The following is a 10,990-nucleotide window of genomic DNA, read 5'->3' as shown; positions in this document are numbered from 1 at the left end:
GCCTGCTGCGCCTGAGGCGGTGGCGTGGCCGGGTGCGGTGTTCGCGTGGCTGCTCGGGGTGATCGTCGTGTTCGGGGGCGGCTGGTGGCTGATCGTGTGGACGCTGGGGAGCGTCTTCTCGTAGCCGGCTGGTGGGTGTCACGGCTGTGCAGCAGTGGACCCCCGGCCTCGGCTGGCGGATACGGCGAATGCGTCGGGGGTGTCCAGGCTGCAGTCGTTCGCTGAGGGTCCGTGGATCGTGTGGTTCATGGAGCATCGGCGTTGGCGGAAGGTCTTCGTCACGCGGGTCGCGAATCCGTGGGCGGACCCGGCCTGACGGCGGTCGGTGTGTGGTGTGCGGCTCGTTGCCCGGTTGGGTGGCGGGCCGTTTCCCTTTCCCCTCCCGTACAGCTTGACGCTGTACAGCGTGAGGCTGTAGCTTCTTGGTGTCGGGCAACACCGAGACCGAGGGGGAGCCGATGAACACCACCACCGCCGCCAGCCAGGCCCACGTCACCGTCGACACCATCCGCACCTGGTGCCGCCGAGGCGTCGTCACCGCCACGAAGCGCGCCGGCCGCTGGGTCCTCGACGCCGCCTCCCTCGCCCACCGCCTCACCATCGGCGCCGTGCGCGCCAGGAAGCAGGCCGCCGTGTACCGCCTCGACCGCAGCCGTAGCTGGCGCACCCCCGGCCAGTTCACCGCCATCGGACCCGCCACCGCCCTGCAAGCCGCCTTCGAGTCACAGACCCCCGTGCCCCTCTCCGGGGACTTCGACGGCGACCGCGTGTACCTCGGAATCAGCGGCCCCACCTACGGCGACATGGGCATCGTCGAGCAGCGGCTGGGCCGGGAGCGCCTGCTCGGCGACGACCCCGACAACCCCGGCGTACAGCTCGCCTCGTACCTGATCAACCCTCGCCTGCTTCAGGACGCGCCCCGCCTCGCCGCCCTCATCGACCGCGAGCAGGCCGAGGCGGACGCCCTGGACGCCCGGATCGCCGCCGAGGACGACCGCTACCTCAACCCGGACTACGAGTGAGCGCCCAGCGCCGGAAGGAGAATTCCATGACCGACAAGACACCGATCCACCTCACCAGCAAGACCACCAGCATCCACGGACACATCGGCGCCATCGGCGACGCCAGCATCCTGCGGGCCGCATTCACGGCGGGCGCGCCCATCACCCTCGACGGGAAATTCGCAGGCGAGCGCGTCTACCTCGGCCACACCCGCCAGATCTACGGCGACTACGGCATCACCCTGGAAACCCTCGGCCTCGACCGCGAACTCGGCGAATCCCCCGCCCACCCCGGCGTCCAGGGAGCCGTCTACCTCATCGACCTGACCCGCCTCGACGACGCACCGCGCCTGGCCGCACTCGTCCGAGAGACAGAGACCAAGACGTACCGCGCCGCAGCCGCAGCCGAGCAGCGCGCCGCCGAGGCCGAGGACCGCTACCTCAACGACGAGGAGTACTGACATGCCGACGATCGTCAACATCATGCTGCGCGACGACGCCCCCAGCCACACGCTCACCCCCGACGGCGAGGGCGCGATCGCCAACGTCACGCCCGGCTACCACGAGGACGTCGACCTCGACGCGCTGACACCACGCGCCCGCACCCTCGCCGAAGCCGTCGCGCAGACGACGACCCGCTCGGCAGCCGGCATCTGGCTGGAGTCCGAGGCACCGATCCGCGACCGGCAGTCCGACTGGCCGAACTGGTACACGCCCGAGCAGGCCGAGCAGCCCGAGCGGCGGCCGTGGCGTGGCTGGTCCCACTACCCGGCGACCTCGTCGATGCCCGCGGTGCAGTACCTGGAGCAGGAGGCGCGGAAGATCCCGCCGGACTGGCATGTGCTGGGCGCGACGCCGCAGACGCCGGTGCCGTCACGGGAGGCCGGCGCGGCGGACCAGCACATGACGCGAGACCAGGTGCTGGGCTATCTGCGGGCCCGCGGCCGGGACATCGCCCCCAGCACGTGGAGTTCGTACATCGCACGGAAGCAGGGGCCGGCCCCGGACCGGTACGTCGGCCGGACGCCGCAGTGGCTGCCCGCCACGATCGACGCCTGGCTGGCGGGTGGGCCGCAGGAGAGTGCCGACGAGACCGCGGTGTATCTGACGTGGGCCGATGCCAATGACGGCTCGGCCCGCCGGTACCTGGAGTACATCAAGGAGTTGATGACCTCGCAGGGGCTGGACGTCGCCAGGTTCGACATGGACGCGGTCGCGGACGACTACAAGGACGCGATCCAGGCCGAGCTGCCCGAGGAGTACGAGATCACGTTCGTGCGGGAGATGTTCATCGGGCCCTACCCCGCGCCGAGGGATGCGCGGGCGCTGGTGCGGGCGGCGGTGGCCGACGCGGACCTGTGGGCGATCATCGCCCGGCACGACCCCGACGCCGCAACCGGCTGACAGACACCGCCCCCGCGCGCTACGGTCTAGCCGTGCTCCCCGCGCATGTGGGGGTGACCCATGAGGCCTGTACAACCCCGAGTGGTCTGGTAGTTGCTCCCCGCCGCTGCGGGGATGGACCCGAGGCACACATCGTCTCGCACCCGCCCCGCGTCCGCGGGGATAGCGGAAGCCCCCAGCCGAGGCTGGGGGCTTCGTCGTGTTCAGAGTGCGGTGATCTGTAGTGGGGTGATGCGCTGGGTTTCCGGGTTGATGATCAGGGTGACGATGCCGGCGGGGCAGGTCGCCGAGTACGTCCATCCGTCGTCCTGGCCGTAGGGGGCTGCGTCAGCCGAGGTAGCTGATCTGCAACACCGTGATGGTTTTGAGGGTGTGGCCGATGAGGAGTACGGCGGTGGCGTGTTCGGTGATCACCATTCGCATGACGTCGTCGTCTTCGCCGTAGGGCTGGGTGGCTGCGAGGGGGTCGTGGCAGGCTGCTGCGAAGGCGGCGGTGAGGGGTTCGCTGGCGGCCGGCGGGAGTGCGTCGTGGACCGCTTCGGCGGGGGGATCGTACTTGAGGCGATACACCGTATTCCTTATCGCTGGCGCGGGCAGGCGCGCAATCCAATGTTCGGATCTCCCGGCAAGCAGCGTAGTCGACTCGGGACTGTGCGTGACCCGAATGCCGGAGTCAGGCGGCGCCGCGGGTACGAATGCGGGCAGCCTCGTCGAGGACCCGGTCGGTGACGTCGACCCACTCACCGGGCAACTCTTCACCGCGGGCGTCGTAGGCGGCCAGCGTCCGCCCGCGTTCGACGGCCGCGAGGATGTCCTTGGCGATCCGCTCCCACCTGGCGAACACGCCGAGGAGCTGATGCGCGGGCGCCCGGTTGATCTCGCCGAGGAAGCGCTGGGCGAGGGTGGGCGCGCCGAGGGCGTCACAGATGGTCTCGATGGTCCACGGTGCGTCGCTCATGGCTGTCCTCCGGCCGGCGTTCCGGTAGCGGTATCAGCGTGATGCCGCTCGGTGTCACGGTACGGGAATTGGGCATCGCTGCGCGCGCTGTCTGTGCGGCTTCTTATCACGGAGCTTATTCCGATCTCATGTCGGAACTCATGCGGGCCGGTATCCCGTAACCCGTGGCCGTCTTCTGCGGTTGGCTCCGTGTGGATACGGATGCGCGCTGGTGGGCGTTGGTGGAGGGTGACGGTGTCCGGCTGCCGCTCCTGTCGCACGGCGAGGCGCAGGCCGCGGTGGAGCTCCTACAGCTCCACGCGGCGGCCGGCGAGCAGGGTGCGGACGTGGCCGGGCATCTGGCCTGCGCACTCGCCCGGCGCCTGCCCGCCGACGACGTGGTGACGCGCGGCAGTCCCCGACCGTGAGGCCGAGGGCTGCCGCGGGGTGGGGTTACGCGTCGGGGTCGACCTCGGGGTGGAGGTAGCTGATCGGCTTGCCGAGCTGCCGGGCGTAGGCGATCTCGGCGCGGGTGCTGGTGCCGATCCTGGTGCCGACGACGATGACCTGGTCGGCAAGTTTGATCTTCGCCCTGTGGAGTCGGTCGAGCTGCGGCTTCAGCCGCTCCGCGTCGGCCGGGTCGGCCCACAGCGGGTGCGGCTCCTTCATGTTGCAGCCGACGGACAGGACGATCCGGCCAAGGGCCGTCTGCTGGACGTTGGCCTCGGTGAACTCAGCCATGAACTGCGTCGAGCCACAGAGGACGACGATTGGCGGCAGCTCCAGCCCGTCCTTCGCCGAGGCCAACTTCTCTGCCGGTTGCAGCAACTGCGGATAGCTCACAAGATCTCCTCGGGATGGGTTGTGTGTGGCAGTGGGGTGTCAGTCGTCGTCGCAGTCGCCACTACCGTGCCCGTATCCGTGGCTGCTGCGGTGCTTGCTCTTGCCGCCGGACTTGAAGCCGCCGCGGCCTCCGCTGCTGCCGCCGCTCTTGCCGGCGGGTGCCGCGAACTGGGCGGACATCGAACTGTCGTCGCAGTCGTCGCCGGGGTCGCAGGCGGTCAGGCCGAGAGCGCCGAGGGCGAGAACTGCCGTGACAGCGACGCTGCGGGCGAGGGGATGAGGCATCAGGACTCCTTCGGGGCGAGGGGCAAAGTTGGTCGGGTAGGTGGCCATTAGCGAGCCCAACACCCGTTGGGGCACTGCTGGGTCACGTACATGGGGAACGGGTCGCACGACCAGGACGGGGCTGCCGTGGTGTCGACCATGACCAGTGCCCCGAAGACGACCGTCCGCGTCACCTCGGCGGGCACGGTATCGCTGTAATCGGTCCAGAGGACGTTGATCCGGTCGCCGACCCTCAGGCCGGCGTAGTGCGGTACCGGCGTGAGGTCGGGCCAGCGCGGGGCGTCATCGTCAGCCATCAGGCGTGCTGTCTGTGTGAAGGTTTTTGGGCCGCACTCCGTGAAGGAAATCTGGCCGCACTCTCGAACGCGCACCCGACATGGGACCGTCGGCGCATCCGGCCTCTTCTTGCTGGCCATGCCTGTGCACCAGCCCTCCCGAGACCCGGCAGTCGAACACCTGGTGCAGCCAAGAGAACCTGCTGTGGTGCGGCCCAAAGACCTTGCTACAGACAGGCGTGCCCCTGCTCTTTGAGGAGGAGCGTCATGCGCCGGCCTATCGCGTAGGCGTCGGGGCGCCGCTCGATTTCGCCGTCCTGCGCGATGCTGTCGTGGAGGCCCTCGATGAGCGACGCGAGCCATGCGTGCCGGTCGGCGGGCGGCATCATCAGGAGATTTTCGAGCAGCGGGAGTCGCAGAGCGGACTCGGCGGCGAGGTCGAGAACGCTGTGTCCAGCCGACTGGTAGGTGGTGACGGGATCGATGGCGTCGGGCATGGCGGGACCTCCTGGGTCAGGGTGCGGATGAGGCGGGTGAGGATGCGGGGTGCCAGTTCGAGGGCGGCCAGCGGCCACAGGAGGAACGCGGTGTTCACCGGACGCGCCAGGTTCGGCCGGTGGCCTCGTTGCAGTGCCACCGACTGCGGTCGGCGTGGCTGCGGGGCCAGGTGCAGCGGACGGGGCGGAGGCGGTGGAGACGCCACGACCGGCAGCGGGCCGTCACGTCAGCTCCTCGCCGTCGGGCCAGACGAGGCGCGCCTCCTGGCGTTCGACTCGGCGGTCCCGCACGACGTACCGCCAGTGGTTCCCCTCCGGCCCTCGGGCCGTGATCGCGCCGACGAACTCGTGCTGCGGGTGGGCGTCGAGGAGGGACTGCAACTCCTCCTCGATCGTGTAGCCGTTGTACGCCTCGGCGGTGAGCGGCACGATCCCGATCGCGGCGACCGTCGTGATCTGCCCCGTCGCCGTGTCTACGACGGTTTCGGTGAGGCGCAACTTGAGGTCTTGCAGGCCCGGCGAGCGACTGTCCCTGATCTCCGCCCAGGTGAGCGGCGGACTGATGCGGACCTCTCCGGTCCAATGCGACTCATATCCCACGGTGTTGCTCCTTGCTCGGAGGGGCCCGCCCCAGACGGGGCGGGGTGGTCAGGCTTCCTGTTCGGGTGTGATCAGGTGCTGGCGGGGGACGTGGTTGAGGCTGACGCCCCATATGTCGTCATGCAGGTAGTAGGCGAGTGACGTGTTGGCGTAGCCGCTCTCCACGGGGCAGTTTCTGGTCCGGCATGACGGGTCCCTTCAAGGGCGGGCGGGCGACGGGCGGGTCAGGCGGTTTCGTCGTCGGTGTCGGTGGGGTCGTCGTCGCGCTCCCAGTACTGGCGGTCGGCGCGCCCGGCTTCGGCGGGCGACTCCTCCCACCACGAGGCGGGCGGGGCAGGGGCGGTCACTCGGCGGCGTCCAGCAGCGCCTGGTGCGCCGCGATCTCGGGACCAAGGTCGACCCCCGCATCCGCCAGGTAGGCGACCAGGTCCAGCTCGGTAACGTCCTGGCCTTCCAGCGCGTTGTCGAGGAAGCGGGCGACGGCCTCCCGTAGGAGCCTGATATCCAGGTCCCTGTCGTCGCGGGTCCACTCGGCTGCCTGTTGTATGCCCTTAGCGCGGGTCCGCGCGGACTGCCAGGCCAGTTCCATGCGGGTCTTCGGCTCGGTCTCCATCTTGAACTCCTTCGGGTTGACGCGAGGTGGGGCCGCCGCCCACCGGTGGCCGCCGTGGGTTCCGTGCCCGTCGAGCAGCTCGTGGAGCCACCGGTACTCGTGGCTGACAGCGAAAGCGCGGACCGCATCCACCTGGGCCCGAAGCCGCTCGGTCTCCTCGGCTACGACGGCGTCGACGCGCTGCTCGAACTCGGCGCCGTCCGCATCCGACTCGTGAGCCATGTACGCGGACAAGCGGGCGCGGGCGGTGATCGGGGCGTCGGTCATCGTGCTCCTCAAGGTCTGGGGTGGGGGTCAGGCGGTGGGCCGGATGATGGCGGCCGCCGTGCCGAACTCCAGGGCGGCGAAGCCCTCGATGTCGGCCATGCTGCGGGCGCGTCCGACCATCGCGATGAGGCCGGAGTAATCGGCGTCACCGATGGTGCCGCCCTGGGAACGGATCAGGTCGAACACGACCGTGCGCAGGTCGCCTCCGGTCGTGCAGGCGTGACGCTCGATGGGCTGGCCCTTGCGGACGATCGCAACGGTGTACGCGGGCGCGGACGGCGTGGCGTCGGTCATCAGCTTCTCCTCAGGCAGACGGGGTGATGGAGCGGGGCCGCACGCAGATCCAGGGCGGTGACGGTTTCACGCGGCGGTGAGTTCATCGGGGTCGTAAGCGGCGGGCAGGCCGGATGCGTCGCCGTCCAGCCGCACGCCGTAGCCGACGTGCGGCCCTTCGGGCAGACCGGAGAAGCCGCCGGGCCAGACAGAGGGGGCATCGACGGTCGTGCGGACGCGCTGCCCCATACGGAAGATGGTCACGGCGGGCTCCTAAGCGGCGAGGGCGAGGCGGGCGGCGACGGTCTTGAACGCGGCCTTGCGGGGGCGGTACGCGATGGCGATGACCGCGACCTGCGCCGGGGTGTAGCGGCGGCTGTCACGCATCCGGCGTCCGGCGTGGACTCGGGCGGCGGTGCCGGTGACGCCGAGCTTCGCGGCGGTCTTGCGGAGGGTGCCGACCATGGATCGCGCGTCTCGCACCGGCAGGCCCTGGGCGATGGCGTGGGTGGCGAGGGACGCGGTGCCGCGGCGGCGGATGCTGGCGGCGGATCGGGTAGCGGTGGCGCGGGCCTTGAGGGTGGTGCGGCGGATGCGGTTGCTGCGGATCATCGAGTCCCCCTGCGTTGCGGTTCCCTGTGGCGATGACTCCATAGTTGCATCCTCATGTTGCATAGTCAAGGGGCATCGTGAGATTGCATCACCAGATAGCATGAGACTGGCTACCGAAGTTGCAACACCACGTGTCATCATCGGGCCATGACCGAACACAACGCCGATGCGCAGGCCACCGCCCTCGCCGAAATCGCCCAGCTCACAGCCGCATTCGAGGAACAGCAAGCAGCCCTCGACAAGGCACGCGACGCCCTCCACACAGGGATCGTCAAACACCTCATGGAACGCAACGCACCACCCGGCCTCATCGCCGACGCCAGCCCCTACGACCGCAACCACGTGCGCCGCCTCGGAGTCGCCGCAGGCGTACCACCACTGCGCGACCCCAAGCCCAAGCCACGCAGCCGCAAGAAGCCCGCCGGCTGACCCGCTCCGCCCGTGCCGCACACCACGACGGTGTGCGGCTTTCGCATGCCCTCCGGCCGTTGCCCAACGTGCGGGCTCGCACCCGGCGCGCGGCGAGTCGAGACCGGTCATCGCTGGTCACGGCCCTACCGCCGTCGTCGCGGGCGTCGGCAGGCTGCGGTATTCGAGTGCGGGTGGTGCGAGGACGGCGACCGCGAACCAGGCGGCGACCAGCGCGGTGAGGAGCCTCACGGCTGCGGCTGATCGGTGGCGAGGCCGTCGTGCTTGGCGACGGCGTAGAGGGCGTCGGCGAGCGTGCGTGCCTCACGGACTTCCTGCGACGCGGCTTCGGCTTGTTCGAGCTGGTCGCGGAGCTGGTCGCGTTCGGCGACGGCTTCGCAGGTCTGGTCGTTGTGGTTCATGGCGTCGAGCGCGTCCTGGTCGTAGGCGGCAGCCTCGACGGCGAGCTGTTCCATTCGCCGGTCACGGACGCTCAGGGCGGCGTCGGCGTGGGCGTACCAGGCGGATCGGGGGTGGTCCCAGGCGGTGCCGGGTTCGTGGAATGCGCGGCTGCCGGCGGCTTTGGCCATGGCCCGTGCGACTTGCTCGCGCATCTCGGCGGCGGCTGCGGTGGGGAGTTGGGGCTCGTTCATGGGGTTCCTCCGTGGGCCCGGCCGGGCGGTGGACTGTGGGTCGCGGGAGTCGTCGAGGCTCTGTGTGGCGTTCTGCGGGCCGAACTGACCCTGGGGCCGCCGCTCGGTGCCAACGGGCTGGGGCTAGCCGCTCTCGCAGGCGCTCAGCGCGCTTCTCGGTGTGCGTTCGCGGGCGAGGGATGGTCTGGTCATCGATTCCCCGCTTCGCCTGTCCCGGTTTGCGGTGCTTCGAGACCCAGTTGGACGGCTGCCAGGTGCACGGCGTCCGGGATCGACAGTTCGCCGTCGGAAGCGGCCCGGATCGTGAGGGCCCGCATGTGCAGGTCGTCGGCCAACTCCTGCTCCTCCGCAGTGAGGCAGCGCGCCCGGCCAGTCGGACGCCGGGTCGGACCCCAACGCTCACCGCCGCTCACGGCTGGACGTCCGCGGCGACGGGCGGGACGAGGTCGCCGTGTCCGTGGAGGTCTTCGATCGCGTCAGCGATCGCGCAGTGGACTTCGCCGAGCGCGTCGTTCCACCCGTCGACGGCCTCCGTGTCGCCGTACCGCTCCCGGGTCGCCGGCTCGATGGCGGCCACGGCCCTGAGCGCCGCGATGAGTTCGCCGACGGGCACGACCTCGATCACGGTCCGCCCGTCGTGGCCGTGAATGTCCTTGACGTGGCCGAGGTGGTCCCACACGACGGTCGAGCCACGCTCACCGCGCCACCGCACGACGCACACGCCCCTGCCCGCAGCGGGGAACAGCACGCCGTCGGCGACGACGCCGGTCCCGGAGACACCGGTGACGTCCTCGTCGCGGCGGAGGGTGAAGACGCTGGCGGCGGGCGTGAGCTTGTCGAGCCAGGCGGTGATGGTCTCGCGGGGCGTGCTCATGCAGTCGGCTCCTTGGGCTTGATCAGGTAGGCGATGTCGGTGTCGAGGTCGAGCCACACGAGGAGGCTCACGAGGGCGTCAACGTCGGGCCGCAGTCCGTCGCCGATCCGGCTGAGCGTGGACGGGCTGACGTCGAGGTGCAGGGCCAGTTGCCGCCAGGACAGGCCCTGCTCGGTGCGGCGAGCGTCCAGGCGGCGGTGCAACTCCGGCACATCCAGCAGGTAGACGCTCACCCGGTCGGCCCCTTCGGCTGGTCGTGCTGGGCGAGGGCCGCGAGTGCGGCGTCGCGTTCACGGCGGGCGGTGAGGAGCGCGGTCTGCAACCCGCCCGCACTCCGCCGCGCCGCGTCGAGGGCGACGATCCCGGCGCGCAGGTCGTCGAGCTCGGGCGGCAGGATCGTGCCGCGACGAGCCCGGTCGACGAGATGCAGCAACTGGGCGAGTGTCAGGGCGCGGGAGTCAGCCACGACCGGCCTCCCCTGCGGACTGCGCCTCGTCGGCCAGGCGGCGGAGTTCGGTGGCAACCTGGTGTCCGAAGAGCTGCGTTACGTAGCGGCCATCACGCTCGAACCCACTCGGCGGCCTCGTCGAATGCGGCGGCCCGGATCTCGGCGGTGCCCCGCAGCTCGAACCCTGCGGCCCGGTCGGCGACCTCGGGGAGGACGGCGAGTACCGCGTCGGCGTGGTCCCCGTACTCGTCCGGCTCCAAGCCCTCGGCGTCCCACTCGAAACCGCTGACTGCGCAGATGGCGCGGCGGACGCGGTCACGGAGATCGGCCCGGTCGGCGGCGGGCGGGGTCGTGGCGGCATGCTGCTCCAGCTCGGTGATGCGGGCGCGGAGGCTGGCGTGCTCGCGCCGCTCGGTGCCGCCAGGCGGGATGGTCGCTCGCGACGTGTCGGGCTGGTCGGTCATGGTCGTCTCCTGGGTGGCTGGTATGTGTGGGTGGCTGGAACCGGATAGACGCGGTCAGGCGGGGGAGGGGGCCTTGTGGACTGTGAAGCACCCGTCAGGCCGCCGGATGATCCAGTCGCCGAAGTAGGCGACGATCCGCGTCTCCCCGCTGCCGATGCGCAGGCCGGTGACGCGGAGCTTCCCGTCGACGTACTCCCAGTAGCCCTTGGCGTAGATCCCGTCGCGGTCGACCTCGTCGTCGATCTCGGGGAGGTTCCGGCGGGTGAGCCGCCACGTCCGGCAGCCCGCGGCTTCCAGGGCGACGAGCGGCCGGCAGTGGTCGCACTCGCCGCGGACGTCGGTGAGGTTCCCGCGGTCGTCGACGTCCCGGTTGTCGACATCGCCGAGGTGCTGGCCGCAGCCGTTGCAGGCCCGCCTGAGGTGGAACGTGGTGGTCTTGCGGCCGTCCTCGACGCGGTCGGGGGTGTTGGGGCGGATCATGGGGTCCTCCTGATGGTCGTGGTGGACTGGTGGGGTGGCCGCCCCGGTTCGAGCGG

The 10,990-nt window shown here is 70.4% G+C and carries 24 protein-coding genes; 5 read left to right on the top strand and 19 right to left on the bottom strand.

Annotation, left to right across the window (positions count from 1 at the left end; genetic code table 11):
- The first annotated feature begins 458 nt into the window (after positions 1–458).
- The 3 genes from QMK28_RS06980 to QMK28_RS06970 are packed head-to-tail and all read left to right on the top strand — an operon-like array spanning position 459 to position 2,405.
- Positions 459–1,022, top strand: a complete 564-nt coding sequence (locus QMK28_RS06980; RefSeq protein ID WP_326436127.1) for a hypothetical protein — start codon at positions 459–461, stop codon at positions 1,020–1,022.
- A gap of 26 nt (positions 1,023–1,048) precedes the next feature.
- The gene (locus QMK28_RS06975; RefSeq protein WP_326436126.1) at positions 1,049–1,462 is read left to right on the top strand and encodes a hypothetical protein; all 414 of its coding nucleotides are present in this window, start codon (positions 1,049–1,051) and stop codon (positions 1,460–1,462) included.
- 1 nt (position 1,463) lies between these two features.
- Positions 1,464–2,405 carry a helix-turn-helix transcriptional regulator gene (locus QMK28_RS06970; RefSeq protein ID WP_326436125.1) on the top strand — a complete coding sequence of 314 codons (942 nt, stop codon included), beginning with the start codon at positions 1,464–1,466 and terminating at the stop codon, positions 2,403–2,405.
- Between the two features lie 327 nt (positions 2,406–2,732).
- Here the strand turns inward: QMK28_RS06970 and QMK28_RS06965 are convergent, their stop codons facing one another.
- Positions 2,733–2,975: a hypothetical protein gene (locus QMK28_RS06965; protein ID WP_326436124.1), complete on the bottom strand. Its 243-nt coding sequence runs from the start codon at positions 2,973–2,975 to the stop codon at positions 2,733–2,735.
- Between the two features lie 103 nt (positions 2,976–3,078).
- Entirely contained in the window at positions 3,079–3,363 is a 285-nt protein-coding gene (locus QMK28_RS06960) for a hypothetical protein (RefSeq protein WP_326436123.1), read from the bottom strand.
- A 191-nt stretch (positions 3,364–3,554) separates the two neighbouring features.
- Between QMK28_RS06960 and QMK28_RS06955 the strand changes: the two genes are divergently transcribed.
- The gene (locus tag QMK28_RS06955; protein ID WP_326436122.1) at positions 3,555–3,770 is read left to right on the top strand and encodes a hypothetical protein; all 216 of its coding nucleotides are present in this window, start codon (positions 3,555–3,557) and stop codon (positions 3,768–3,770) included.
- A 25-nt stretch (positions 3,771–3,795) separates the two neighbouring features.
- On the opposite strand, the gene QMK28_RS06950 is transcribed toward QMK28_RS06955, so the two are convergent.
- The 10 genes from QMK28_RS06950 to QMK28_RS06905 all read right to left on the bottom strand — a co-directional run bounded on the left by QMK28_RS06950 (position 3,796) and on the right by QMK28_RS06905 (position 7,607).
- Complete coding sequence (locus tag QMK28_RS06950) at positions 3,796–4,185, bottom strand: hypothetical protein (protein WP_326436121.1); 390 nt, start codon at positions 4,183–4,185, stop codon at positions 3,796–3,798.
- A 39-nt stretch (positions 4,186–4,224) separates the two neighbouring features.
- Positions 4,225–4,470, bottom strand: a complete 246-nt coding sequence (locus tag QMK28_RS06945) for a hypothetical protein (protein ID WP_326436120.1) — start codon at positions 4,468–4,470, stop codon at positions 4,225–4,227.
- Between the two features lie 47 nt (positions 4,471–4,517).
- Complete coding sequence (locus QMK28_RS06940) at positions 4,518–4,766, bottom strand: hypothetical protein (RefSeq protein ID WP_326436119.1); 249 nt, start codon at positions 4,764–4,766, stop codon at positions 4,518–4,520.
- A 206-nt stretch (positions 4,767–4,972) separates the two neighbouring features.
- Positions 4,973–5,242: a hypothetical protein gene (locus QMK28_RS06935; protein ID WP_326436118.1), complete on the bottom strand. Its 270-nt coding sequence runs from the start codon at positions 5,240–5,242 to the stop codon at positions 4,973–4,975.
- A 222-nt stretch (positions 5,243–5,464) separates the two neighbouring features.
- Positions 5,465–5,842, bottom strand: coding sequence for a DUF6205 family protein (locus QMK28_RS06930; protein ID WP_326436117.1), 378 nt, complete (start codon positions 5,840–5,842; stop codon positions 5,465–5,467).
- Between the two features lie 224 nt (positions 5,843–6,066).
- Entirely contained in the window at positions 6,067–6,189 is a 123-nt protein-coding gene (locus QMK28_RS06925) for a hypothetical protein (protein WP_326436116.1), read from the bottom strand.
- Complete coding sequence (locus tag QMK28_RS06920; RefSeq protein ID WP_326436115.1) at positions 6,186–6,722, bottom strand: hypothetical protein; 537 nt, start codon at positions 6,720–6,722, stop codon at positions 6,186–6,188. Before QMK28_RS06920 ends, QMK28_RS06925 begins: the two co-directional genes overlap by 4 nt.
- Before the next feature lie 27 nt (positions 6,723–6,749).
- A complete protein-coding gene (locus QMK28_RS06915; RefSeq protein WP_326436114.1) occupies positions 6,750–7,016 on the bottom strand; it encodes a hypothetical protein in 267 nt (88 codons plus the stop codon).
- A gap of 66 nt (positions 7,017–7,082) precedes the next feature.
- Positions 7,083–7,259 (bottom strand): hypothetical protein, encoded by a 177-nt coding sequence (locus tag QMK28_RS06910; protein WP_326436113.1) that lies wholly within the window; start codon positions 7,257–7,259, stop codon positions 7,083–7,085.
- Positions 7,260–7,268: 9 nt separating this feature from the next.
- Positions 7,269–7,607 (bottom strand): hypothetical protein, encoded by a 339-nt coding sequence (locus tag QMK28_RS06905; RefSeq protein ID WP_326436112.1) that lies wholly within the window; start codon positions 7,605–7,607, stop codon positions 7,269–7,271.
- 147 nt (positions 7,608–7,754) lie between these two features.
- Here QMK28_RS06905 and QMK28_RS06900 point away from each other — a divergent pair, with 147 nt between their 5' ends.
- Positions 7,755–8,036, top strand: a complete 282-nt coding sequence (locus QMK28_RS06900; protein ID WP_326436111.1) for a hypothetical protein — start codon at positions 7,755–7,757, stop codon at positions 8,034–8,036.
- A 227-nt stretch (positions 8,037–8,263) separates the two neighbouring features.
- Here QMK28_RS06900 and QMK28_RS06895 read toward each other — a convergent pair whose 3' ends face one another.
- The 7 genes from QMK28_RS06895 to QMK28_RS06865 all read right to left on the bottom strand — a co-directional run bounded on the left by QMK28_RS06895 (position 8,264) and on the right by QMK28_RS06865 (position 10,934).
- Positions 8,264–8,668 carry a hypothetical protein gene (locus QMK28_RS06895; protein ID WP_326436110.1) on the bottom strand — a complete coding sequence of 135 codons (405 nt, stop codon included), beginning with the start codon at positions 8,666–8,668 and terminating at the stop codon, positions 8,264–8,266.
- A 188-nt stretch (positions 8,669–8,856) separates the two neighbouring features.
- Positions 8,857–9,003, bottom strand: a complete 147-nt coding sequence (locus tag QMK28_RS06890) for a hypothetical protein (RefSeq protein ID WP_326436109.1) — start codon at positions 9,001–9,003, stop codon at positions 8,857–8,859.
- Positions 9,004–9,077: 74 nt separating this feature from the next.
- Entirely contained in the window at positions 9,078–9,542 is a 465-nt protein-coding gene (locus QMK28_RS06885) for a hypothetical protein (protein ID WP_326436108.1), read from the bottom strand.
- On the bottom strand, positions 9,539–9,775 hold the full coding sequence (locus tag QMK28_RS06880) for a helix-turn-helix domain-containing protein (RefSeq protein WP_326436107.1): 237 nt from the start codon (positions 9,773–9,775) through the stop codon (positions 9,539–9,541). The genes QMK28_RS06885 and QMK28_RS06880 overlap by 4 nt, the downstream gene beginning before the upstream one ends.
- A complete protein-coding gene (locus QMK28_RS06875) occupies positions 9,772–10,008 on the bottom strand; it encodes a hypothetical protein (protein WP_326436106.1) in 237 nt (78 codons plus the stop codon). Before QMK28_RS06875 ends, QMK28_RS06880 begins: the two co-directional genes overlap by 4 nt.
- 92 nt (positions 10,009–10,100) lie before the next feature.
- On the bottom strand, positions 10,101–10,454 hold the full coding sequence (locus QMK28_RS06870; RefSeq protein WP_326436105.1) for a hypothetical protein: 354 nt from the start codon (positions 10,452–10,454) through the stop codon (positions 10,101–10,103).
- A gap of 54 nt (positions 10,455–10,508) precedes the next feature.
- On the bottom strand, positions 10,509–10,934 hold the full coding sequence (locus tag QMK28_RS06865) for a hypothetical protein (protein ID WP_326436104.1): 426 nt from the start codon (positions 10,932–10,934) through the stop codon (positions 10,509–10,511).
- Positions 10,935–10,990 lie beyond the last annotated feature (56 nt).

It is taken from the genome of Streptomyces sp. H27-D2 (genome assembly GCF_035828615.1).
In the GTDB taxonomy this organism is placed as follows: domain Bacteria; phylum Actinomycetota; class Actinomycetes; order Streptomycetales; family Streptomycetaceae; genus Streptomyces.
This window is presented reverse-complemented; position numbering and strand designations above follow the sequence as displayed.

Coding starts and splice junctions, on each gene's coding strand:
- QMK28_RS06980 (WP_326436127.1), top strand. CDS start 459: ATGAACACCACCACCGCCGCCAGCCAGGCCCACGTCACCGTCGACACC.
- QMK28_RS06975 (WP_326436126.1), top strand. CDS start 1,049: ATGACCGACAAGACACCGATCCACCTCACCAGCAAGACCACCAGCATC.
- QMK28_RS06970 (WP_326436125.1), top strand. CDS start 1,464: ATGCCGACGATCGTCAACATCATGCTGCGCGACGACGCCCCCAGCCAC.
- QMK28_RS06960 (WP_326436123.1), bottom strand. CDS start 3,363: ATGAGCGACGCACCGTGGACCATCGAGACCATCTGTGACGCCCTCGGC.
- QMK28_RS06945 (WP_326436120.1), bottom strand. CDS start 4,470: ATGCCTCATCCCCTCGCCCGCAGCGTCGCTGTCACGGCAGTTCTCGCC.
- QMK28_RS06940 (WP_326436119.1), bottom strand. CDS start 4,766: ATGGCTGACGATGACGCCCCGCGCTGGCCCGACCTCACGCCGGTACCG.
- QMK28_RS06935 (WP_326436118.1), bottom strand. CDS start 5,242: ATGCCCGACGCCATCGATCCCGTCACCACCTACCAGTCGGCTGGACAC.
- QMK28_RS06920 (WP_326436115.1), bottom strand. CDS start 6,722: ATGACCGACGCCCCGATCACCGCCCGCGCCCGCTTGTCCGCGTACATG.
- QMK28_RS06915 (WP_326436114.1), bottom strand. CDS start 7,016: ATGACCGACGCCACGCCGTCCGCGCCCGCGTACACCGTTGCGATCGTC.
- QMK28_RS06905 (WP_326436112.1), bottom strand. CDS start 7,607: ATGATCCGCAGCAACCGCATCCGCCGCACCACCCTCAAGGCCCGCGCC.
- QMK28_RS06900 (WP_326436111.1), top strand. CDS start 7,755: ATGACCGAACACAACGCCGATGCGCAGGCCACCGCCCTCGCCGAAATC.
- QMK28_RS06895 (WP_326436110.1), bottom strand. CDS start 8,668: ATGAACGAGCCCCAACTCCCCACCGCAGCCGCCGCCGAGATGCGCGAG.
- QMK28_RS06885 (WP_326436108.1), bottom strand. CDS start 9,542: ATGAGCACGCCCCGCGAGACCATCACCGCCTGGCTCGACAAGCTCACG.
- QMK28_RS06870 (WP_326436105.1), bottom strand. CDS start 10,454: ATGACCGACCAGCCCGACACGTCGCGAGCGACCATCCCGCCTGGCGGC.
- QMK28_RS06865 (WP_326436104.1), bottom strand. CDS start 10,934: ATGATCCGCCCCAACACCCCCGACCGCGTCGAGGACGGCCGCAAGACC.